The following is a 24,742-nucleotide window of genomic DNA, read 5'->3' on the forward strand; positions in this document are numbered from 1 at the left end:
AGAATAAACTAATCATCATGAAAAAAGTAATCTTCTTTTCAATATCTCTTCTAACATTCGCTGCTTGTAATAAGCAATTAGATAAAATGCCATATGGTGTTGTATCAACCGATAATTTTTATAAAACCGCTGATGACGCTCAAATGGCAGTAACCGCAGCGTATAAATCCTTCCAGTTATTAGATGGACAAAATGGCTGGAACACCCAGGCTGGTTATACACCGATGGGAGATATTACAGGTCCCGATGTGCAGGCGCACCCGGATCTCGTTGTTTATTATCAAATACAGCAATCCATTATTTCAGCAAGTTCAGACCAGATGGAGATGTTATACCAGCGTTGCTATAAAGCCCTTTTGCTGGTTAATGAAGCTATAGAAAAAATACCGGCGATTGAAATGGATGAAACATTAAAATCCAGGTACATGGGTGAACTATATTTCATAAGAGGCTTTTGGTTGTTTCGTTTAGGATATATGTTTGGTACAGCACCCCTCGTTGCAGCTCCATTAGGTATTTCAGAATTAAATGTTCCGAATTCTGTTAGAACAGCTGAATTTGATAACAGCAAAAATGTAAATAATTATACAGTTACCAAGAGCAATTTGTTTGACCAGGCTGAGGCTGATTTTAAATTGGCGCTGCAATCATCTATAGCAGACAGGAACACAGGTGATTTAATGGGAAGGGCGGATAAAGGTGCAGTGAAAGCATATCTTGCCCAGATATATTTGTACGAGCACAAATGGAATGATGCCAAAGTTTTGCTGGAAGATATCATGTCTTATGGTTATGCATTGCTCCCTGATTATAATGATATATTTAACGGCACACACGATAATAGCAGTGAGGCGGTTTTCGAAGTTCAGTACACAGCATTAAATCAAAAAGGCACAGATAATTTTGGTACAGTGCTTAATGCGCCAAACGGAGAAGGATACGTTGCCGGCGGTGGCTGGGGATGGACACGCCCTACACAAGACCTGGAATGGGAATATGAACAAGGCGATCCACGCTTAACAGCCTCTATTTTTCGTAAAGGTAAAGACGATTTTTTCGGCCAGGTTTTTATGGATAAAGTAAACGGAACGGGCCTCGGCATCAGGAAATGGTGCATTGGTAATCCTCCAAATAATAATGGTGTTACAGTTGACCAGGTTAGCTGGAATAATTCAAGTAACTACACTTTGGTTAGGTATGCTGAAGTATTGTTGTGGTATGCTGAAGTAATGAATGAATTAGGCGATCGTGCAAAAGCAGCGGAATATGTAAACAAGGTAAGAGCCCGTACCGGTACAACAACAGACCCCAATACTGTTAATCAAAACAATATAAAACAATTAGCACCGGTATCCTCCACATTAAGCTATGAAGATATGTTTTGGGCAATTGTCCACGAGCGCAGGGTTGAGTTTGCCTTTGAAGGAAAATTTGGCTGGGATTTAAGAAGGTGGGGCATTGCGAGTGAATACCTTACTGATCCCAAGAGATGGCAAAACCAGGTAACACCGGGATATTTTAAATATAAAATTGGAAAAGATGAAGTGTTCCCGATACCACAAATTGAAATTGACAGATCTGGTGGTGTTTTAACACAGAATCCTGGTTATTAGTAATAACAATAAGTTTCAATGCCAAAGCGCGGGAACATTATTATTAACGAGAAAATAATAGACAGCTTTAAGTTAAGCTTAAGATCGTTCAGTATAAATACAAGCTCTCAACTCTAAACTGCTTAAAAACAGGCAGTATTGAGAATGGTTTTTTGCAGGATTTTTTTCAGACACTTGGTTTTTACAAGGAGCAACCTTCTGGTTGCTCCTTTCCCTGCAAAAAAGCATTTGCTTAATCCGTTTAATTGGAAGGAGAAGATAATTAACTGAGTGGAAATTGATTGGTAAAAAAGAAGCAAGTTAGATTGATGATTGCTTTAACATGCCAAATATCTCCATATAAAAAATTAGGTATGAAACGAACCTTTTTATTCATCTGTTTTTTTTCCATTGCAGCCATTGCATTTTCGCAACCTGTTGATCCATCGCATCACGTTCCTGGAAATAAAAACCTGCCTGCGTCATGGAAAACTTCTTTATATAACAATCAGAAAAAAGTTTTTAAAGGTGATGAATTGCTTACCATCGGTATGCCCTGCGGTGGTATTGCAGCAGGCCAGTTATATGTAAGGGGGGATGGAACATTAGCTAACTGGTGGATATATAACAATGCTTACAATACAGGTTATGGCATTGACTCGCTTACGCATTTTAATACGGCGCTTGGCCCGTGGACAGTTTGTTATAAAACGTTTGAGCCTAAAAGTTATGTTGACCAGGGCTTTAATATAAAAATTAAGCAAGACGGCAAAACAACAAGTGCTAACCTGGATAAAAAAGATTTTGATGATATATCGTTTGTGGGTGAATATCCAATAGCAACCATCAACTATAATTCAACAAAAAAAAAATTACCGGTTACTGTTTCATCAGAAGTGTATTCACCATTCATTCCTATGAATGCTAAAGAATCTGCAACGCCAGGAACCATTTTGAAATATACGGTTAAGAATACATCTTCAAAACCAATGCAGGTAAGCCTTTCAGGCTGGCTGCAAAATTTTGTTTGTTTGGATATAGCTGCTGAAATACGCGCTGACAGGCAAAATAAAATCGTTAAAAAAGATGGGCTCACTTCTCTTGTATTGAGCCTTACGCCGCAAACGGGAAACATTATTGAAAAGCAACCAGCCATCACCGTTTTTGATGACTTTGAAAATGGATATAAAAAATGGAAGGTTACAGGCCATGCATTTGGCAATGCACCTGCAACAGGAAGTTTTGGCGGAGATCAAAGCCGGCTTACAGGGTTTACCGGCAAAGGCGTCATAAATTCTTTTTTAAACGGTGATTCTTCAACCGGTAAAATGGTTTCAGATGATTTTGTTATAAAAGATGATTATATCATATTTAAATTAGGTGGTGGCAGGCATCCGCAAACAACTTGCCTGAACCTTGTTGTTGATGGTAATATCGTTCGTAATGCAACAGGATCAAATACTGAAACACTCGAGCAAAAATATTGGGATGTAAAAGACCTGAAAGGGAAGAAGGCGCGTTTCGAAATTGTTGATGCAGCTAAAGGCGGCTGGGGCCATATTAATCTGGATGATATTGGTTTTAGCGATATGCCTGTTGTAAAAGAAAAATATTATCCTGAACATCATCCATATTTTGGTAATGCATCACTAAGCATTTTATCAGGTAATGCTTTTGCAGATGCAGATTATAAGGGTGTTGATGATAACACTAATGCAAATTCAGCATCAGCACCGGCAATGTATAAACTAACCGGCAGTGTTGGTGAATCTTTTGATTTGAAGCCTGGTGAAACAAAAGAAATTACATTTCTGCTAACATGGTATTTCCCTAACCGGCCTTCTTATTATTATGGCAGCGATGTAACCGATGTTATCGGGAACGACTGGAATACTGCATTGCCGACAGATGGTGCAACTATCATCGGCAACATGTACAGTAACTGGTTTAATAATTCGGAAGATGTGGCTTTGTATCTTCAGAAAAATTATGACCGCCTCTCCAGATTAACCCTTCTTTTTCATGATACTTATTATAACAATACAACTGTTCCTTACTGGCTTAACCAACGTTTGCTGATGCCGCTTTCTACGTTGGCAACTGAAACCTGCCAATGGTGGGCAAATGATAAATTCTGGGCATGGGAAGGTGTGGGTTCTTGTGTTGGAACTTGCACGCATGTTTGGAATTATGAACAGGCTTTGGCGCATTTCTTTCCCGAACTTGAACGCAACATTAGAGAACGTACAGATTTTGGTGAATCTTTTCAAAAAGATGGCAGCGTGCTTGCCCGCAACGGCTGGGGTGGTGTGTTGATCGATGGCCATGCGGGTGCAATTTTAAAAGCGTATCGAGAATACCTTAATTCAAAAAATGATATTTTTTTACACCGGAACTGGGACAGGATAAAACGTGCAACAGAATTTATTATTAATGAAGATGGCAATGAAGACGGATTGATTGAAAAAGTGCAGGCAAATACATATGATATTGCTTTTTACGGAGCGAATACCTATGTTGGTTCATTATACCTTGCTGCACTAAAAGCTGCTGCAGCAATGGCTTCCGTTATGAATGATACAGCGTTTGCGCAACGTTGTTCAACCATTGCAAAGGCAGGGGAAGATAATACGGTAAAGCGTTTATGGAACGGTGAATATTTTGTGCAGGATGTTGATTTAAAAGAACATCCTGAATACCAGTATAAAGACGGCTGCTTGAGCGACCAGTTATTTGGGCAAACATGGAATCATTTAAATAATCTCGGTTATATCTATCCAAAAGATAAAGTGAAACAAACGCTGGAATCGATATGGAAATACAACTGGGCGCCGGATGTTGCGGTACAAAATAAAATTCATCCGCCGGAAAGAACCTATGCAAGTTTTGGCGAACCGGGATTGCTTGTTTGCACCTGGCCAAAAAGTGAGCATATGGGTGAGAAAGGTGTGCGTTACCGCGATGAAGTTTGGACAGGTATTGAATACCAGGTTGCCACCAGCATGATATACAATAATATGATTGACGAAGCCTTATCCATTGTAAAAGCCGTTGATGAAAGGTACAGCCCGCAAAAACATAATCCGTGGAATGAAATTGAGTGCGGCGATCACTATGCAAGGGCAATGGCTTCATGGGGCGTGATGCTGGCCCTGCAAGATTATTATTACAACGGGCCTGAAGGTATTATCAGTTTTAATCCTAAAATGCAGTCGTCACATTTTGAAGGATTTTTTACAACGGCTGAGGCCTGGGGAAATATTAAACAGGATATACAAAACAACCAGCAAAAAAATTCAATAGTTGTGAAGTATGGCGATCTTACATTACAACAAGTAAAATTGCATTGCGATAAAAAACCTGCAGCTATAAAAATGCTTGTAAATAACAAGCCCGTTAAAAGCAGTTTTTCATACGATAATAATACGGCTTCTGTAATTTTTGATAATATTTCACTGCAGGCTAATGATAATGTTGATATATTGATCGCTTATTAAAAGACATTATTGGCTGTTAATATTTGTATATGAATAAAGCTTATGTTATTGGCGTTGATTATGGAACAGATTCGGTGCGTACGATTATCGTTGATGCAGGCAATGGCGCTGAAATAGCTGCTTCAACATTTGAATACCCAAGATGGAAAAAACAGTTGTACTGTAATGCAGCAATCAACGAATTCCGTCAGCACCCGCTGGATTATATAGAAGGTTTGGAGTTTACAATAAAAGAGTGCCTGCAAAAAGCAGGCGATAATATTCGTCATAACATCAGGGCTATTTCAATTGATACAACCGGTTCTTCTCCTGTTGCCGTAGATGAAACAGGAACGCCATTGGCATTGCACGAAAAGTTTGCTGATGATCCTGATGCTATGTTTGTTTTATGGAAAGACCATTCTGCTGCGCAGGAAGCGGCAGAAATAAATCAGCATGCAAAAAACTTCAGCATTAATTATCTGAAATATGTTGGCGGTGTTTATTCATCAGAATGGTATTGGAGTAAATTGTTGCATGTGCTGCGTGTGAATAAAAAAGTAAAAGATGCCTGTTATAGTTGGGTGGAGCATGCTGACTGGATGCCCTTTTTATTAACCGGTGGCAAGCATATCAGCGAAATGAAACGTGGCGTTTGCACGGCTGGTCATAAAGGTTTGTGGGCGGAAGAATGGGATGGGTTCCCGCCTGAAGAATTTTTTACTTCACTGGATCCTTTATTGACCGGTTATGTTTCCAAACTTCCTTCAACAACCTATACCGCTGATAAACCTGCCGGGAATTTATCACAGGAATGGGCTGATAAATTAGGCTTATCAACGGGCGTCATTATTGGTATTGGTGCGATGGATGCACATATGGGCGCAGTTGGCGGGCAGATTGAACCTTATTATTTGAGCAAAGTAATGGGCACATCCACCTGCGATATGTTGGTAGCACCTGTTGAAGATATGCAGGGTAAATTCGTACAAGGCATTTGTGGATTGGTAAACGGTTCTGTTATTCCCGCAATGATTGGCATGGAAGCAGGGCAATCTGCATTTGGCGATGTGTATGCCTGGTTCAAAAATTTATTGTCCTGGCCTTTGCATCTTGCAACGGATGTGCTGGATGAAAATACGATCAAATCAATCACAGATAAAATAATTCCTGCATTAAGCAAACAGGCATCTATGGTGCCTTTGCATGAAAGCAATGAATTAAGCCTTGATTGGTTCAATGGCCGCCGTACACCCAATGCAAATGCGTTATTAACAAGCACCATTACCGGTCTCGATTTAGGCAGTGATGCCGTAAAAATATTTCACTCTTTGGCCGAAGCTACCTGCTTTGGTGCGAAGGCAATTGTTGAATGTTTCACCCATCAAAATATTCCTGTTAAAGGATTAATAGGCATTGGCGGCGTTGCAAAAAAATCGCCGTTCATTATGCAGATGATGGCAGATGTAATGAATATGTCAATCAAGATAAACAAGTCTGAACAAACCTGTGCATTGGGTGCGGCTATGTTTGCAGCTACTGTTGCCGGTGTTTACAGTAAGGTTGAAGATGCCATGCAGGCAATGGGGCAGGGTTTTGATGTTGAATATTATCCCGATAAAAATAAAGTTGATATTTACCAGCACCGTTATAAAAAATACCTCGGGCTGGGAACTTATATAGAAAGCAATATCGCGAAAGAAGCGGTGAATGCCTAAGTCATCAGAAACTATCATTCATTAAATAAATTGATATGAATAAATTTCAAAAACGCCGTTCTTTTTTAAAGTCTGTTGTACTTGGCGGAACAGGCATTGCCGTTAGCCCGGCTATCATAAGGGCAGAAGATACAACTACGGGCATGCCTGGAAGCATTGAGCAAAAAAATGTTCCGTCCACGGGAAGAAAATACAACAGTCCATACACAGGTGAATATTTAAACCGCATTGCATTCCCCGTTGGTGGTTTAGGTGCAGGCATGTTCTGTCTCGAAGGTACCGGTGCTATTTCGCACATGAGTGTCCGCAACAGGCCGGAGATTTATCATGAACCCTCGCTGTTTTCCGCCATTGCCATTAAAGGCTTAAAAAATGGCGTTAAAGTGTTGGAAGGGCAGGTGCCTGACTGGAAAATGTTTGGCGCAAGAGGAACGGGTAATGGTGCGGCGGGCACCACCTATGGTTTGCCGCGTTTTCAAAATGCAACATTCAAAACGCATTTCCCGTTTGCCAGTATTGAATTGCAGGATGATGATATTCCTTTGCAGGTTGCTGTAAAAGGATGGAGCCCCTTTATTCCAACAGATGAAGATAACAGCAGTTTGCCTGTTGGCGCTTTGGAATACACTTTCACGAATAAAACAACGCAAAATTTTGAAGCGGTTTTTTCATTCAATACAAAGAATTTTTTAGCGAATACGGAAGGTGCTGTTAATAAAATCGCTTCCATTAATAACGGGTTTATATTGAAACAGGATGCTGTTAAAGATAAGCCCGAAACTGAGGGCAACTTTGCCGTTTTCACTGATGATAATAATACAATCGTTGATCATTGCTGGTTTCGTGGCGGCTGGTGGGACCCTTTAACCATGGCATGGAATACAGTGCACGATGTGAAAACAAGGGCCAGTGAACCGGTTGAAAAAGATGCGCCCGGTGCATCGTTATTTGTGCCTTTTACATTAGCTGCAGGCGCATCTAAAACAATTAAATTAATGATGACATGGTATATCCCGGAAACATCCATGCATATAGGCCAAATTGTTTTAGATGAAAAGAAAGACTGCAGTCCTGAAAGCGGTTGTTGCGCAGCACCGGAAGACTTGGGCGTTGCAAACGGAAAGAAAAGCCCTTCATCCAATTATAAACCCTGGTACAGCAGCCGTTTTGCAAATGTTGAAGAAGTAGCGGATTACTGGAAAAAGAATTACAACGATTTACATTCAAAATCAAAATTGTTTTCTGAAGCTTTTTACACGAGCACACTGCCGCCTGAAGTAATGGAAGCCATTGCCGCTAATCTTACTATCTTAAAATCACCAACCGTACTCCGTCAATATGATGGCAGATTATGGGCATGGGAAGGCTGTGGTGATGATGGCGGATGTTGTCATGGTTCCTGCACACATGTATGGAATTATGCGCAAGCCATGCCGCACTTGTTTCCTATGCTTGAAAAAAGTTTGCGCAATACGGAATTTTGTGAGAACCAAAATAAAGAGGGCCACCAGGGTTTCAGGGCCAATCTTCCTATCAGTCCTTTAAAACATGATTTTCATGCAGCATCCGACGGGCAGTTGGGTGGCATTATGAAAGTTTACAGGGAATGGCGCGTAAGCGGCGATAATGATTGGCTGCGCAAAATATATCCTGTTGTAAAAACAAGCATGGATTATTGCATTGCAACCTGGGATCCTAAAAACAAAGGCGTGATTGAGGAGCCTCATCATAATACTTACGATATAGAGTTTTGGGGGCCCGATGGTATGATAACATCTTTTTACCTGGGTGCATTAACGGCTATGATTTTAATGGGTAAACATTTAAATAAAGATGTAAGCAGGTATGAAGATTTATACAAGAAAGGCAAAGTGCAGCTCGAAACAAATTTGTATGATGGTGAATATTTTATCCAGGATATTGAATATAAAAACCTGAAAGCAGAAAACCCTGCAACAGCCCAATCATTTGGCGGAAGTTATTCAGATGAGGCAATTGAAATTTTAAAACAGGAAGGGCCAAAATATCAATATGGCAAAGGCTGTTTGAGTGACGGTATTTTAGGTGCATGGATTGGCAGCATGTGCGCATTGCCGCCATTTGTTGATAATAAAAAAGTAAGCAGCCATTTACTGGCCATTCATAAATACAATTTAAAAACGTCTTTAAAGGAGCATGCAAATCCGCAAAGGCCTGCTTATGCATTGGGCGATGAAGGCGGCTTGCTGTTGTGCACATGGCCTAAAGGTGGTAAACTGTCATTGCCATTTGTTTACAGCGATGAAGTATGGACAGGCATTGAATACCAGGTAGCCGCACATTTAATGGAAATGGGTCACGTGCAACAGGGTTTGGATATTGTAAAACTTTGCCGCAACCGTTATGATGGCAGGGTGCGTAATCCTTTTAACGAATATGAATGTGGCCATTGGTATGCGCGTGCCATGAGCAGCTATGGCATGTTGCAGGCACTGACAGGTGTGCGTTATGATGCTGTTGATAAAACATTGTATGTTGATTCAAAGGTTGGCGACTTTACCTCATTTCTTTCAACGGCAACGGGTTTTGGAACCATAACATACAAAGCCGGCAAACCATCTGTAAAAGTTGTGTATGGTAAGATCGATATTAATAAAACGGTTGTTGGCAATAAAAAAGCATAATGGAGAATTTGTGCGCAGCTAAAGACAGGGTAGTGGCTTTGCGGTATATTATGCGCAATGGCAACGGCGAAGTACTGGCAGATACAATGCAGACATTACCGGTAAATTATTTACATGGATCAGCGGGAATTTTGCCGGCGCTTCAGCAGCAAATAAGTGGATTAAAGGCAGGTGATAAAAAGAAAGTATATCTTTTCAAGGAACATAGCGACACTGATGATGATTTTGAATTTGATGTAATTATTGATGATGTGCGTGAAGCGCTTCCAGAGGAAATTGTGTTAGGCTATGCTGTACAGATAACAACAAACACCTGTGAAGATGATTGCCGATGTTACACCGACGAATCACCGGCATAAATTCCTTGCGTCTTCGGGATCAGAAAAATTGATGACGAGAAAGCTTATCATATAAAAACTGTTCAATGAACTTACATTTAATAAGCGGGTTTTTAGGCAGCGGTAAAACAACGGCTATTCAAACCGCATGTAAAACATTAATGGCAGAAGGTATGCGCGTTGGTGTTATTACAAACGACCAGGGAATAAAATTGGTGGATACCGGTTTTTTTGAAAGCCATGCTGTTCCAAACCGGCAGGTAATTAATGGATGTTTTTGCTGCAACTATAACGCACTCGATGAAAATATCCAATCGCTTATTCAAACAAATGATCCGGATATGATTTTCGCAGAATCAGTTGGCTCCTGCACAGATATTGTTGCTACAGTAATGAAGCCTTTGCTGCAATTCAGGAAAGATGTAACGGTAACTGTTTCAACCTTTGCCGATATCCAATTGCTTTACATGCTTTTTATTGAAAAGAAACATTTGTTTAATGATGAAGTGCAATACATCTATCAAAAACAACTGGAAGAAGCAGAAATAATTATTGTTTCAAAAATTGATCTTGTAAATGAAGAAACGATAAGCAGTGTTCAGCATTTTCTGAAGGATCAGTATCAACATAAACGCGTTATTTATGTAAACGGCACCAGCGAAGAAAGTACAATGCAATGGCTGAATTTGATAACTGAAAAAAATGCAGCAATTGCGCCGGCTTCATTAGATATTGATTATGATATATACGGGGCCGGTGAGGCAATGCTGGCATGGCTGGATGAAGAATTTGAACTGTTTAGCAACAATGACAGTGCTGTTGAAGATGCCGTTTCTTTAGCAAACAACATTTACCGGCAATTAATAAATAATAAGCTTTCTATAGGGCATTTTAAATTGCTTATTAACCAACAACTGAAAATAAGCTATACCGAAATGCATGCCGCACACATTCCCGTGACTATTCCGGAAGCTGCCAGGGCGGAAGTTGTTTTGAATGCAAGGGTTCAAACTGATCCCGAAACATTAAGAGAAATTATTTCAAACGCAATGGATGATTTGCAAAAGGAAAAAAATTGCGGCATCAAGGTTACGAATTCAAGTGCATTTATACCCGGGTATCCGCGGCCAACACATCGCATCATCAGCAATATGATGGCATGAAAAAATATGTGGCTGAAATGATAGGCACTTTCGCCATTGTTTTTTGCGGAACGGGTGCCATTGTTATAGATGCAGCAACCAATGGAAATATTTCGCATGCAGGCGTTGCGCTTACCTGGGGTTTGATTGTTATGACCATGATCTATACGTTTGGCAGCAATTCCGGTGCGCATTTTAATCCTGCAGTGAGCGTGGCATTTGCCCTGGCAAACCGCTTCCCTTACAGGTTATTATTGCCCTATATCATCAGTCAATGCGCAGGCGCCATCGCAGCAAGCGCCTTGTTAAGATTTTTATTTCCATCCGATATTTTTTTGGGCGCTTCATTGCCCGCAGGTGCCGCAATGCAATCGTTCATACTTGAATTGATTTTATCTTTTTTATTAATGCTGGTTATTTTACACGTTGCCTGCGGCAGTAAAGAAGAAGGTTTGTTCAGTGGAATAGTTATCGGTGGTGTGGTAGGTTTGGAAGCCATGTTCGCCGGGCCTGTTTGTGGTGCTTCCATGAATCCCGCACGTTCGCTTGGCCCTGCTCTTGTATCAGGCCATACGGAATTTTTATGGTTGTATTGGGTTGCCCCGTTAAGCGGTATGGCACTGGCAGTGCCTTTATTTAAGTTTATGAAGAAAGAAGCAATACTTACCCAGCCATAACCTTTAACACATAAGTAAGCCGTGCACGCTCACCAGAAGAAATTATTTTAAAATTATATTGCTTTGTTTTCTGGCCTAATCTTGTGCATCAACTTTAGACTAAGATTTATATTTTGTGCATAATTCAATATAAAGATGGATTTGAATTTAAGAGATAAAGTAATAATCGTAACAGGTGGTGCAAGAGGCATTGGCGAAAGCATTGTAAGAAAACTTGCGAATGAAAACGCCATTCCCTGCATCATTGATATTAATCAGCAACTGGCTGATAACCTTGTAAACACATTGCAGCAAAACAACCAGCAAGGCTTTGCTGTGATTGCTGACTTAACCCAGCCTGAACAATGCAAAAAAGCTATAGACAATATCATTGAAAAGTTTGGAAGCCTTGATGGAATTGTAAATAACGCCGGTTTAAATGATGGCGTGAGCCTTGAAAACGGCACGTACGAAAAATTTATACAATCGCTGAAAGTGAATGCTGCCCACTATTTCAGCATTACGCATTATGCTTTAAATGTTTTAAAAAATAGTAAGGGAAGTATTGTAAATATTTGTTCGAAAGTGGCGCAAACCGGGCAGGGCGGCACCTCTGGTTATGCTGCTGCCAATGGTGTAAGGTTTGGTTTAACCACGGCCTGGGCGCAGGAACTGGCTGCATTCAATATTCGTGTAAATGCAATTGTGGTGGCAGAATGTTATACGCCGCAATACGATTGGTGGATTAAACAACAGCCCGATCCCGAAGCATCACTTAATGCCATTATATCCAAAATACCTTTGGAACAAAGGATGACTTTGCCGGATGAAATTGCTGATACCGCCCTCTTTTTATTATCATCAAAATCAACCTCTGTGAATGGAGAATTCTTTTACGTTGACGGCGGCTATGTACACTTAGACAGGCGCATTTAATTGTTCCTAAAAAAAATTGGGTTGACATGCAACCCAATTAAAATTATAATCAAAATTATTAACCTTAAACGCTGTTATCTTTTCTCCGCATTTAAAGGCAGGTCTCTTTTCAACATGGCATCGCGGTTAGCCATATCCCAGGCTGTATAGAAAACCAGTTTCACGCGTTTTGCCATCAGATCAAAATTTATTTTATCAACCGTGTCAGTAGGCCTGTGATAGTCGGCATGCACGCCATTAAAATAGAAAATGATAGGAACGCCTTTATCTGCAAAATTGTAATGGTCGCTCCTGTAATAAAAACGGTTGGGATCGTTGGGGTCATTAAACTTCCGGTCAAGTTCCAGGTGCGTATAAGTGTTATTAATGCTGTCTGAAATAGGCATCAGGTCGCTGCTTAATTTGTCTTCACCAATAGGATAAACATAATTGGTTGAATCGCCATAAGTGCGGTCCGGATCAATCCTGCCCACCATATCAATATTTAAATCAACAGAAGTTGAATCCAGGTTAAACAATGGATGATCCGTATAATATTCGCTTCCCCATAAACCTTTTTCTTCACCGGAAACGGTCATGAAAACAATCGTGCGTCTTGGATTATGGCCCTTATCACGTGCTGCCGCAAAAGCTTCTGCCATTTGTAATACACTCGTGGTACCGCTGCCATCGTCATCAGCGCCATAATAAATTACAGAATCCTGCTTACCCAAATGATCATAATGTGCCGTAATAAAAACATACTGGCTTTTCTTATCTGTTCCGGGCAACACGCCAATTACATTCGTGCTCTGCAGGTTATTGGTCTGTTTTGAAATATGTAACTGCGCCGTTGTTGAATAATTTTTATGCGCCGTATTTTCATCAATGGGCGCATTTAATAATGCTTCAGCCAGTTGCCTTGAAATATTGAGCAAAGGTGTTTTTACCTGCGGAGGTTTAAGGTACATACGCCCTTTGTAAACAGATTTTCCCTTTGGAAAATTATCCGACACAATCAATACGCCTGCCGCCCCGGACTGTGAAGCCGTAATTAACCTGCGGTAAAAGCTGCGAAAGTTTTTTTCATCATCCGCAGATGCGGTAATCATTACCCATTGCTGTTTGGTATCAAGGCTGTCATAATCATTATGTGTAGAATCTTTTATGCCTTTGCCTGCAAAAACAATATTATTGATAGTAAAAGCGCCCTGCGGAATACCGCTGCCTGCTATGGAAAAATCTGTTGCAAAATCAAATTTTTTGCCGGCTACCTCAAAAGCCGCATCCGTTATCGAATCCTGGTAAACGGGATAAGGCATTTGATATTTCCCTGAATCTCCGGGCAGCAATTTCAGTTTTCTGAAATGATCTTCAATGTACGCCGCTGCCCTGCGCTGGCCTTCTGTAGTCGTTTCGCGGCCCTGCATTTCTGCGCTGGCTATTACACTAAGTTTGGCCTTTAACGCCTCCGGCGTAATAGTGGCGGCAAATTTTTCTGCTGTTTTGTTTTGTGCAGATGCATTTATTGATGCCGTAAGCAATAATAAGGGTAACAATTTTTTCATGGTGCGCAATATGATGAAAAATGCGCAAATCAAAAGCGAAATTTGGATGAAGAAGGGCAGTAGAAAGCGCAGGCGCTCCCGGAAAATCCGGGAGCCGGTTGAAAAACTGCAAGCCCTATCCTAAAAATTTGGGATGCTATTTGCAAGTTGGAAAACCCTATACTAAAAATTTAGGATGCCATTTGTAAAAATGCCAACCTTATCCAATAAGGCATCCCGTCGATCTTTTTTACTGCTATCGAACGAAAAGGAAATCGGTATTTTTGAATCACCACTTTATTTAAAAGAATCAAATGCAGTTAACACGGTTATTCAATGAATTTTTTAACAGCGAAAAAGCATCGGGCATCATTTTAATTTTTGTCACCATCCTTTCCGTAACAATCGCCAATTCTTCATTGCAAACACCTTATCTGAACTTTTGGCACACCAATATCGGCAGCCACGATATTGTGCACTGGATTAATGATGGCCTGATGACAATTTTCTTTCTACTGATCGGCCTTGAACTGGAACGGGAGATTTATCATGGCGAATTATCAAATTTCAAAACAGCATCGTTGCCCATCATTGCGGCGCTGGGCGGCATACTCATCCCGGCCGGCATTTATTTATTGCTGAATTATGGCACAGCAACACAATCCGGCGCAGGCATTCCCATGGCTACCGACATAGCTTTTGCCATAGGCATACTTTCACTATTGGGCCGCAGGGTACACCCTTCGCTCAAAGTGTTTTTAACCGCGCTGGCTGTGATAGACGACCTTGGCGCCATCATCATCATTGCCATATTTTATGCGCAGGCCATTTCATGGTTAAACCTGTTGATTGCATTGGCCATTTTTGTGGCATTACTTATTTTAAACCGTTTAAAAGTGCTCAACCTTGTACCATATATTTTGGGCGGTATTTTAATGTGGTGGTTTATGCTGCATTCCGGTGTGCATGCAACCATTTCGGGTGTGCTGCTGGCTTTTGCCATTCCTTTTAAGAAAAATGATGAAAAATCGCCATCGTACATGTTGCAGCATTTTCTTCATAAACCCGTTTCTTTTTTAATACTTCCGTTGTTTGCTATTGCCAACACCGGCATTGCCATACCGGGCAACTGGGTTGAAGGATTGATGCAGCTAAGCAGCATCGGCATTATTGCGGGGCTTGTAATTGGCAAACCGTTAGGCATATCATTGTTTTCATTTGCTGCCGTTAAAGCAGGTTTGTGCCAACTGCCTTCGCAGGTTAGCTGGACAAATATTATCGGGGCGGGCGTACTGGCCGGTATAGGGTTTACCATGTCTATATTCATCACCATGCTGGCTTTTAACGATGCGGCTATTGTAAACAGCGCTAAAATTGCTATTCTTATAGGCTCCGTTATTGCAGGTATCACAGGGCTTTTGTGGTTAAGATTAAGTTTGAAAAAACAAAATATACCCACGGAAGAATAGCAAAATGTTTTACCCTATATATTCACGTAATAAACCGTTCACATTACCTAAAATTGAAGAATTCCTTTTTAGCATTTACTTTCGCATGGTTGGAATTGCTAATTCAAACAGAAAAATAAAAATATTATGGCATACGACGTAATCGTTATTGGCAGCGGCCCGGGTGGTTACCCGGCAGCTATACGCGCCTCTCAGTTAGGGTTTAAAACAGCAATTATAGAAAAAGAAAGCCTCGGCGGTATTTGTTTAAACTGGGGCTGCATTCCTACAAAAGCTTTAATTAAAAGTGCCCAGGTATATGATTATATGAAGCATAGCAGCAATTATGGCTTGTCTGCAACAGATGTAAAGCAGGATTTTGGCGCTGTGGTAAAACGCAGCAGGGGTGTGGCCGATAAAATGAGCAAGGGTGTTTCTTTTCTCATGCGTAAGAATAAAATTGATGTGGTAATGGGTTATGCAAAAATTACAGGCAAAGGCAAGATTGAAGTAACTGCCGCTGATAATTCGAAGCAAACGCTGGAAGCAAAAAATATAATTATCGCAACCGGCGGCAGAAGCCGTGAATTGCCCAACCTTAAACAGGATGGCAAAAAAATAATCGGCTACCGCGAAGCGCTGGTGTTACCGCAACAACCAAAAAGCATGATCATAGTAGGCAGCGGCGCCATAGGTTCTGAGTTTGCTTATTTCTACAACAGCATGGGCACAAAAGTTACCATTGTTGAATTTATGCCGAGAATAGTGCCGGTGGAAGACGAAGAAATTTCAAAAGAGCTCGAAAAACAATATAAAAAACAGGGCATTGATATTATGACCAATGCTTCTGTAGAAAAAGCCGATACTGCAGGCAACGGCGTTAGGGCCACGGTAAAAAAACAGGACGGCAGCACTGTAACGCTTGAAGCAGATATTTTGCTGAGCGCTGTGGGCGTGGTAGCCAATGTGGAAAACATAGGGCTTGAAACGGTTGGCATAAAAACAGACCGCGGCAAGGTGGTTACCGATAAATATTTGCAAACAAATGTTCCCGGCTTTTATGCCATCGGCGATTGTACGCCAAACCAGGCCCTGGCGCATAAAGCAAGCCGTGAGGGCATTGTGGCTGCAGAGCATATTGCTTATACAGAAAAGAAAACCACGCATTTGCCCGAGCCGTTGGATTATGGCAATATCCCGGGTTGTACTTATTGTGTACCTGAAGTATCAAGTGTAGGTATGACGGAGAAAGCCGCAAAAGAAGCCGGTTATAATATTAAGGTGGGTAAGTTCCCGTTCATGGCCAGCGGTAAGGCTACTGCTGCCGGTGCCACTGAAGGTTTTGTAAAGATGATTTACGATGCCAAATACGGCGAACTGCTTGGTGCGCACATGATTGGTTTTAATGTAACGGAAATGATTGCCGAAGTGGTTACAGCACGTAAGCTGGAAACAACCGGGCATGAAATTCTTACAGCCGTGCACCCGCACCCAACCATGAGCGAAGCGGTGAAGGAAGCAACGGCGGTTGCTTATGGGGAGGCAACAGATATTTAGTACTGTTATCAAGAAACCTCTGTATAACCGGTTAGCCGTAAGGTTGGCCGGTTTTATTTTTTATTTATGTACGATTATACACATTCTTAATGGGTTTTCTTACGTTACAGGCTGAATCTGCACTGGCAGTATTTTTGGTAAGACTATTGCAATATAATCCGAAAACAAAAAATTTATGTTGAATACTAAACTGCCGCCTGCCCAAACGAAAAAAATTTTTATTGTTGAAGACGAAGGCGATATGTGCCTTTTACTGAATATCATGTTACAGGAAAAATCTATTGAACTGGAGCATGTAAAAACAATTGCTGCCGCACAGGAGTATTTAAAAAAGGAAGAACCTTCAGTGGTTATTCTGGATAACAAACTGCCCGACGGGTTTGGGATAGACTTTGTAAGTTATATCAAACAAAACCATCCTGATGTAAAAGTGATAATGATCTCCGGGTATACACCGGAAGCAAAAGATATTGCGCTTGAAAACGGCGCCGACCTTTTTCTTGAAAAACCATTTACAAGGGAACAATTATATTCTTCAATAAAAGAATTACTGAATTAATTCAGTTCTCTAAAAAAGCAAGGCCGGAGATTGAATGTCTCCGGCCTTTTATTTATGCAATTATTTTTGCGGTTAGAAACCGGTTGCGATCATTCTTTTAAAAAACGTTCCGGTATTGCTGAAAAACTCTGTCAGCGTTTCCTGTAATGAATATTCTTTCACATCCGGCATACCTGCACTTTCTATATATAATACCTTAAACTGAACGGTAAATTCATTACTGTTGTTGAACCATGCCGTACCATGAATATTCATACTGAATGGCACACCTTTCTTATAGAAATAAAGTTCGGCCCCAAATACATTCCATGTATTTTCCAGTACCGGGAAATGAGATACAGAAAATTCAAGCAGGTTAGTATTTACAATTTTTACGTTGCTTACAACACCAACAGCCATTCGCTCGGAAGACTGATTAATGCAATAAAAAACCGCATGTTCAAAACGGCTGATATTTTCAAGATTGGTTATGGGTAGCGTATTTATCATATATAAAATTTAAGACAGGTTCTCCAGATTTTTAGCTGCTTTTTATGCAGCAAATCAATAATTATTTTTAGATTAAAATCAAACATTGTGCCTTTGTGGGATAGAGAATTTTTTGTGCTTTTTCGCAGGTTTAATCGTTGAAAATGTGGCGGTAGAAAACATAAATACCCCGTAATGGGGAATTTTTTAAAAAATAAAATGCATTTGGTAAGCCCGGCTAATTTTTTTAACGCATTAAACCCTATAAACTTTTACCTGCATGAAATACCTTTGGCCAAAACATATTTTAAATTAAAAATTTGATGGAAAGCAAAATTGCGGATCAGTTTATAAAAATTTACCCGGCTGCAGGAGATCGGCTTATCGTGCGTTCGCCCGGCAGGATAAATATTATAGGAGAGCATACAGATTATAATGACGGTTTTGTGTTACCTGCTGCTATTGATAAGGCGGTTTACGTGGCCGTATCCGGGCGCAATGATGAAGAAATTCATTTGTATGCAGGCGATTATAATGAAAGCCATGTTGTAAATACAAAGGCTGTTGAAATAAGTGACAAGCATTGGCCCAACTATATTTTAGGTGTCGTTGACCAGTTGCAGAAAAAAGGGTTTTCCATTGGCGGGTTTAATTTATTGATTGATGGTGATGTGCCGCTTGGCGCAGGCTTATCATCTTCTGCTGCCGTTGAGTGCGCAACGGCTTTTGCTTTAAATGAATTGTTCGGGCTTGGCTTATCAAAACTGCAAATGGTGCAAACAGCGCAAAAAGCGGAACATACATTTGCCGGTGTAATGTGCGGCATTATGGACCAGTTTGCTTCCATGTTTGGGAAGAAAGATCATGTAATACAGTTAGACTGCCGTTCTCTTGAATATGAATATGTACCGTTTGAATTAAAAGACTGTAAAATATTGCTGCTGAATACCAACGTAAAACATTCGCTTTCTTCTTCGGCTTATAATGAACGCAGGCAGCAATGCGAACAGGGCGTTGCCTGGATAAAAGAACATCATCCTGAAGTATCAAGTTTAAGAGATGTTAGCATACAAATGCTGAATGAATATGTGCTGCCCAAAGATGCATTGATTTATAAAAGATGTAAATACATAGTGGAAGAAATTCAGCGTTTGCTGCAGGGCTGCGCCGATTTGCAGCAAAATAACGTAGAAGCATTGGGTAAAAAAATGTTTCGCACACACGAAGGCTTAAGCCGTGAATATGAAGTGAGCTGTGAAGAGCTTGATTTTTTGGTAGATGCCGTAAAAGAAAATCCCGATGTAATAGGGGCGAGGATGATGGGCGGTGGTTTTGGCGGCTGCACCATCAATATTATTAAAGAAGATGCCATTGAAAGCCTGGTGCAAAAACTAAAGCCTTTATATAAACAGGCATTCAATAAAGAACTGGATTATTATATTGCAAGCATCGAAAATGGAACATCGCTGGTTACTCAAACTGTTGTTGCATCAAATGTTTAACAGCGCGATATAAACTAACGAAGCGATACCGGGTATTTCCAAAGGAAATTATATTCTCCCGGAATAATTTTGAGAGATATGTTAAGATTAAAAGAGTGATGAAAAACTAAAATCATTAAGCACAATCATTATACTGATAAAAATTAAAATGGTAAAGAATAAAATGCCTGAAATATTCTCAAAAGCCTCGGTTAAACGCTTTAGAGTTTGCATATTGCTTGCGTTGCAATTTGCGTTGCCCTTTATATGTTTTGCGCAACAGCAAAATAACCCATGGGAAGATGAAATTGTTTTTGAAAAGAATAAAGAAAAACCGCATGCGTCTTTTATGCTGTATGCAAACGAGGCAGATGCTATAAATGATGATTACAGCAATTCACCGTATTATAAATCTTTAAATGGCATCTGGAAGTTTGTGTACGCCGCAGATCCGGATACCCGTATAAAAAATTTTTACGAACCAGGCCTGAATACACAGGCATGGAATGATATAACGGTTCCTTCCAATTGGGAAATGAAGGGTTTTGGCACGCCCATCTATACCAATATTATTTATCCGTTTCCAAAAAACCCGCCTTATGTTGGCAACAGTAACCCTGTGGGAACTTACAGGCGGGAATTTACAATACCGGATGAATGGGATGGAAGACAGGTATTACTGCATTTTGGCTCTATAACGGGCTATGCCGTTGTATATGTAAACGGCCGTGAAGTGGGCGTAAGCTCTGCAGCCAAATCGCCGGCGGAATTCAACATAACACACTATCTTAAAAAAGGCAATAATTTATTGGCCGTACAGGTATTCAGGTGGAGTGCTGCCAGCTATCTTGAAGACCAGGATTTTTGGCGCATAAGCGGCATTGAGCGTAATGTATTTTTATACGCTTTACCAAAACTTTCCGTTTGGGATTTCTTTTTAAAAGCAGGCCTTGACAATTTTTACAGGGATGGATCATTCAACAGTTATATAACGTTAAGAAGATTTACCGGCGATACCACAAACTATGGCAGTGTAACCCTTGAAATATTCAATAAATCGGGCGACAGGGTTTTTTCGCAACAGCAAAGTGTAAAACCGTTTAATGAAAGTTTAAGGGTTGTACAGTTTAGTGGCACGATTCCCAATCCTGCGAAATGGAGCGCAGAAAAACCCAGTTTATACAGTTGTATTATCACGCTTAAAACAGCCGATAATGTAGTTTCTTACACCGGTGCCAAAATTGGTTTCAGGAAAGTAGAAATAAAGAATTCACAGTTGCTGGTAAATGGCGTTCCTGTGGTGGTGCATGGTGTAAACCGTCATGAGCACGATCCCGCAAATGGTCATGTGCCTTCAAAAGAATTGATGATACGGGATATCCGGTTAATGAAGGAATATAACATTAATGCAGTGCGTTGCTCCCATTACCCCAACGATGAACTGTGGTATAAGTTATGTGACGAATATGGATTGTATGTGGTTGATGAAGCTAACGTGGAAGTGCATGGCATGGGCGCAACAGGGCAGGGGCCATTTGATAGCACTGCACACCCGGCATATCTTCCGCAGTGGGCGCCTATGTTTATGGACAGGGAAAGGCGTTTGGTGGAACGCGATAAAAATCATCCTTCCGTTATTATATGGTCGCTGGGTAATGAATGTGGTAACGGCCCGGTATTTCATGATGCTTATAAGTGGATAAAGCAAAGAGATGATACACGCCCCGTTCAATTTGAACAGGCTGGCGAAGACTGGAATACAGATATTGTTTGCCCTATGTACCCATCTATAAACCACATGAAAAATTATGCTTCCGACAGCAGTAAAACCAGGCCCTTTATTATGTGTGAATATGCACACGCAATGGGTAACAGCAGTGGCAACTTCAGAGAATATTGGGATATAATTTATAGCAGCAAAAGAATGCAAGGTGGTTTTATATGGGATTGGGTAGACCAGGGCATGCGCGCAAAAGATGCAGCAGGCAATGTGTATTATGCTTATGGCGGCGATTTGGGCGGATTTGATTTGCATAACGATGAAAACTTCTGCGCTAATGGTTTGATTGCGGCAGACCGCACTATTCATCCCGGCCTGAATGAGGTGAAAAAAGTTTACCAGGATATTTATTTCAGTGCAAAAAATATTTCAAAAGGCATTATAACCGTAAAGAACCTTTTTGCCTTTACCAATCTTAATGAATATAATTTTAAATGGCAGTTATATAAGAATGGCAAACAGGCGAAAGAAGGAAATTTCGCTGTTGAATTAAGCCCAAGGCAGTATAAAGACGTTACATTGCCAATTCCCCCCATAGATTCAACTGGTGATGAATATTTTCTGAATATTACAGCTACTTCAAAAAATGCAACCAGCCTTATTCCTTTAGGGCATGTTGTGGCCACTGAACAGTTTAAATTATCCGGTGATTATTTTACAAGGAATTATTCAACCGCAGGCGATTTACAGGTTACAAAAGATTCGTTCAAACTCAATTTCCAATCAGGCCTTATATCCGGAGAATTTGATTTGCGAAGAGGTGTATTTACAAGTTATAAAAGCTTAAATGTAAAGTTGAATGGCTTGCCGCAACCTTATTTCTGGCGTGCTCCAACCGATAATGATTTTGGAAATAATATGCCGAAAAGACTTGGTATATGGCGCGATGCACATGAAAATATTATTGTAAAAAACATTACTGTAGGCAACCAGGATTCAAACGGTGTAAGCATAAAAGCTGATTATGAACTGGCCGGCATTAATGTGCCTTATACTGTTGAATATTTTATTCAGAACGATGGCAGTATTAAGGTAACAGCGTCTATAGATATGACCGGGCGGGACTTGCCCGAATTGCCGCGTTTTGGCATGCGTACTGAACTGCCTGAACAATATCATTACCTCGATTATTATGGCCGCGGCCCCTGGGAAAATTATAACGACAGGAATGAATCTGCCTTCGTTGGCTTGTACAGCGACAGCGTGGAAAATCAATATATATATAATTATATAAGGCCGCAGGAAAGCGGCTATAAAACGGATGTGCGCTGGTTTGAATTAACGGATATCAAAGGCAATGGCCTGCATGTGGAAGGCGTGCAGCCCATATGTTTCAGCGCTATCCAGCACCGGGATGAAGACCTTGATCCGGGCAATACAAAAAAGCAACAGCATCCGTCTAACCTTCCACCGTATAATGCTATTAATGTTCATATTGATTTAAAACAAAGAGGCGTTGGCGGCGATAATAGCTGGGGTGCTTTGCCGCATAATCAATACCGGTTGCTCGATAAACAATATACATACAGTTATATTATTAAACCGGTTGACGGGGAGTAATATTTTGTAACTATAATTTTATTTTGATAAACTATAAGGCTGCATATTATGCCGCCTTTTTTATTAGTGCAATCTCCTGTATTAATGTATCGGGAGTTTATATTAATCATTCAAAAATTCATTGATTATATCAACAATATAATGATGCGTCCATTTCCCGTTATCCAGGAACTCTACCGCGCCTATATAAGTGCCATGTTTGCCCGGCAGCACTGCAAGTTGTGCATCAGGCATAATGCGGTACATTTCCACGGCGTGTTCTATTGAACCAACATCGTTGTTGCCATTAATGATAAGGGTGGGAAAGCTGATAGATTGTATTTGTTCCTTATCCCAACCTTTAAAGTTTTTCATTCTTTGCACATCTTTATTAAACATGTTTAATAAAGCACTTTCATCATTGTTCACTTTTAAAAAAGCATTTTTTAAAGATGTTGGCATTACATCAATTGTTGCATGATCAAACCCTTCCCAAAATTGCGGTGGTGCCGCGTTGCGGTTGTAAAATGCCGAAGCGATAATCAACTTGTTAACTATATCCGCATGCCTGAGTGCAATCTCAAATAATGTTTGGCCACCATTGCTATAACCTAAGAAATCTGCTTTCGTAATATTTAAATTGTTTAGCAACATGGCCACATCATCTGCATCCTGCTCAAAGCTCAGGCCGCCTGCACGGTCGCCGGTACGGCCATGTGCCTGTAAATCCATAGCTATAACCTGCCTGTGTTTGAAAAGCAGGGGAATAAGGTTGCCGAATGTAGTTTGAATGGTGGAACCACCGCCATGGATTAAAACTATAGGCTTGCCTTCGCCATAAATTTCATAGTACATGTTAAGCCCGTTTACATCAGAATAACCACTTTGAAAATTGGTTTCGTTCATATTACTAAGTTTAGATTTGTTTGCAACAATCCGTATAAAGCAGGCGAACTATTATTTTGAATGATATTTCATCAGTCCATCCATGGGATGCTTCAGCACTGTGCCCATTTCCATTTCATAGCTATGGCATAAATTCTTCAGCACATCTTTAAATCCATACGAAATACTCCCTGCAAAATGAACAGGGTACAGCCAGCTTTCCGTGTATTTAGAAAGATGTGTAAAAAAGAAATCATTAAGCCCGTCTTCAATAATATTTTCTACCATGTAATGGCCGCGGTTCTCTGCAAGAAACAATGCATAAGAAGCGAGATAACGGTTAGGCTGCGGCTTTGTATAAACATTCATAATAATCTCATCGGCATTGGTATTATATTTTTCATTGAAAGCAAACATCAATTCTTCGTCGAAAGTATTGTATAGAAAATACTGTATCACTTTTTTACCAAGGTAAGCGCCGCTGCCTTCATCGCCCAAAATATAACCTATGCCCGGACTGTTCTTTATAATTTTTTTGCCGTTGTAATAGCAGGAATTCGATCCCGTACCCAATATGCAGCACACGCCTTTTTCATTAATGCTTAAAGCTCTCGCCGCGCCTAATAAATCTGTCTGCACTTCTGCTGTTGTGTCCGGAAAAACCTTTTTCAGCACATTTTTAATCAGCCTTTTATTGGCATCATCTTTCAGGCCCGTACCATAATAAAACACTTCATCAATTACTGTATTTTTAATTTTCGGAAGCAATTCTTTTTCTAACAGAAGCTGTATTTGACCGGCGCTCAAAAAATAAGGGCTTATACCGGTTGTAAAAATTTTTTTGCTTTTTCCTTCATTCAGCAGCCGCCATTCACATTTGGTGGAGCCGCTGTCTGCAATTAAAACTGTTGCCATATTTACGTTTAACAAGTAACAATTAATACTAATTGCGATATTCGCGCTTTCAATTCAAGATAC

At 40.4% G+C, this 24,742-nt stretch carries 17 protein-coding genes; 13 read left to right on the forward strand and 4 right to left on the reverse strand.

Features of this window, described 5'->3' with window-relative positions; all coding sequences use genetic code 11:
* The first annotated feature begins 17 nt into the window (after positions 1-17).
* The 8 genes from ACTHN6_RS01725 (at position 18) to ACTHN6_RS01760 (ending at position 12,521) form a co-directional block, all read left to right on the forward strand.
* The gene (locus tag ACTHN6_RS01725; protein ID WP_440433983.1) at positions 18-1,613 is read left to right on the forward strand and encodes a RagB/SusD family nutrient uptake outer membrane protein; all 1,596 of its coding nucleotides are present in this window, start codon (positions 18-20) and stop codon (positions 1,611-1,613) included.
* 353 nt (positions 1,614-1,966) lie between these two features.
* Positions 1,967-5,089, forward strand: a complete 3,123-nt coding sequence (locus ACTHN6_RS01730) for a GH116 family glycosyl hydrolase (RefSeq protein ID WP_440433984.1) — start codon at positions 1,967-1,969, stop codon at positions 5,087-5,089.
* Positions 5,090-5,118: 29 nt separating this feature from the next.
* A complete protein-coding gene (locus ACTHN6_RS01735; RefSeq protein WP_440433985.1) occupies positions 5,119-6,786 on the forward strand; it encodes a ribulokinase in 1,668 nt (555 codons plus the stop codon).
* 35 nt (positions 6,787-6,821) lie between these two features.
* Complete coding sequence (locus tag ACTHN6_RS01740) at positions 6,822-9,449, forward strand: GH116 family glycosyl hydrolase (protein WP_440433986.1); 2,628 nt, start codon at positions 6,822-6,824, stop codon at positions 9,447-9,449.
* Positions 9,449-9,808 carry a hypothetical protein gene (locus tag ACTHN6_RS01745; protein ID WP_440433987.1) on the forward strand — a complete coding sequence of 120 codons (360 nt, stop codon included), beginning with the start codon at positions 9,449-9,451 and terminating at the stop codon, positions 9,806-9,808. Before ACTHN6_RS01740 ends, ACTHN6_RS01745 begins: the two co-directional genes overlap by 1 nt.
* 65 nt (positions 9,809-9,873) lie before the next feature.
* Positions 9,874-10,950, forward strand: a complete 1,077-nt coding sequence (locus tag ACTHN6_RS01750; protein ID WP_440433988.1) for a GTP-binding protein — start codon at positions 9,874-9,876, stop codon at positions 10,948-10,950.
* Positions 10,947-11,606, forward strand: coding sequence for an MIP/aquaporin family protein (locus ACTHN6_RS01755; RefSeq protein WP_440433989.1), 660 nt, complete (start codon positions 10,947-10,949; stop codon positions 11,604-11,606). The genes ACTHN6_RS01750 and ACTHN6_RS01755 overlap by 4 nt, the downstream gene beginning before the upstream one ends.
* A gap of 135 nt (positions 11,607-11,741) precedes the next feature.
* A complete protein-coding gene (locus tag ACTHN6_RS01760; RefSeq protein ID WP_440433990.1) occupies positions 11,742-12,521 on the forward strand; it encodes an SDR family oxidoreductase in 780 nt (259 codons plus the stop codon).
* 74 nt (positions 12,522-12,595) lie between these two features.
* Here the strand turns inward: ACTHN6_RS01760 and ACTHN6_RS01765 are convergent, their stop codons facing one another.
* On the reverse strand, positions 12,596-14,068 hold the full coding sequence (locus tag ACTHN6_RS01765) for a M28 family peptidase (protein WP_440433991.1): 1,473 nt from the start codon (positions 14,066-14,068) through the stop codon (positions 12,596-12,598).
* A 293-nt stretch (positions 14,069-14,361) separates the two neighbouring features.
* Here ACTHN6_RS01765 and nhaA point away from each other — a divergent pair, with 293 nt between their 5' ends.
* The 3 genes from nhaA to ACTHN6_RS01780 all read left to right on the forward strand — a co-directional run bounded on the left by nhaA (position 14,362) and on the right by ACTHN6_RS01780 (position 17,611).
* Positions 14,362-15,516 carry a Na+/H+ antiporter NhaA gene (nhaA, locus tag ACTHN6_RS01770; protein WP_440433992.1) on the forward strand — a complete coding sequence of 385 codons (1,155 nt, stop codon included), beginning with the start codon at positions 14,362-14,364 and terminating at the stop codon, positions 15,514-15,516.
* Between the two features lie 126 nt (positions 15,517-15,642).
* A complete protein-coding gene (lpdA, locus tag ACTHN6_RS01775) occupies positions 15,643-17,052 on the forward strand; it encodes a dihydrolipoyl dehydrogenase (protein WP_440433993.1) in 1,410 nt (469 codons plus the stop codon).
* Between the two features lie 175 nt (positions 17,053-17,227).
* A complete protein-coding gene (locus ACTHN6_RS01780) occupies positions 17,228-17,611 on the forward strand; it encodes a response regulator (RefSeq protein WP_440433994.1) in 384 nt (127 codons plus the stop codon).
* Between the two features lie 72 nt (positions 17,612-17,683).
* Here ACTHN6_RS01780 and ACTHN6_RS01785 read toward each other — a convergent pair whose 3' ends face one another.
* Positions 17,684-18,100, reverse strand: a complete 417-nt coding sequence (locus ACTHN6_RS01785; protein ID WP_440433995.1) for a hypothetical protein — start codon at positions 18,098-18,100, stop codon at positions 17,684-17,686.
* Between the two features lie 302 nt (positions 18,101-18,402).
* Between ACTHN6_RS01785 and ACTHN6_RS01790 the strand changes: the two genes are divergently transcribed.
* Both ACTHN6_RS01790 and ACTHN6_RS01795 read left to right on the forward strand, forming a co-directional pair.
* Positions 18,403-19,581 carry a galactokinase gene (locus ACTHN6_RS01790; RefSeq protein WP_440433996.1) on the forward strand — a complete coding sequence of 393 codons (1,179 nt, stop codon included), beginning with the start codon at positions 18,403-18,405 and terminating at the stop codon, positions 19,579-19,581.
* A 148-nt stretch (positions 19,582-19,729) separates the two neighbouring features.
* On the forward strand, positions 19,730-22,900 hold the full coding sequence (locus ACTHN6_RS01795; protein WP_440433997.1) for a glycoside hydrolase family 2 TIM barrel-domain containing protein: 3,171 nt from the start codon (positions 19,730-19,732) through the stop codon (positions 22,898-22,900).
* Positions 22,901-23,002: 102 nt separating this feature from the next.
* On the opposite strand, the gene ACTHN6_RS01800 is transcribed toward ACTHN6_RS01795, so the two are convergent.
* Positions 23,003-23,785 (reverse strand): alpha/beta fold hydrolase, encoded by a 783-nt coding sequence (locus ACTHN6_RS01800; protein WP_440433998.1) that lies wholly within the window; start codon positions 23,783-23,785, stop codon positions 23,003-23,005.
* A gap of 51 nt (positions 23,786-23,836) precedes the next feature.
* A complete protein-coding gene (locus tag ACTHN6_RS01805) occupies positions 23,837-24,679 on the reverse strand; it encodes an N-acetylglucosamine kinase (RefSeq protein WP_440433999.1) in 843 nt (280 codons plus the stop codon).
* Positions 24,680-24,742 lie beyond the last annotated feature (63 nt).

The sequence above is a fragment of the Parafilimonas sp. genome (genome assembly GCF_051953455.1).
In the GTDB taxonomy this organism is placed as follows: Bacteria; Bacteroidota; Bacteroidia; order Chitinophagales; family Chitinophagaceae; genus Parafilimonas.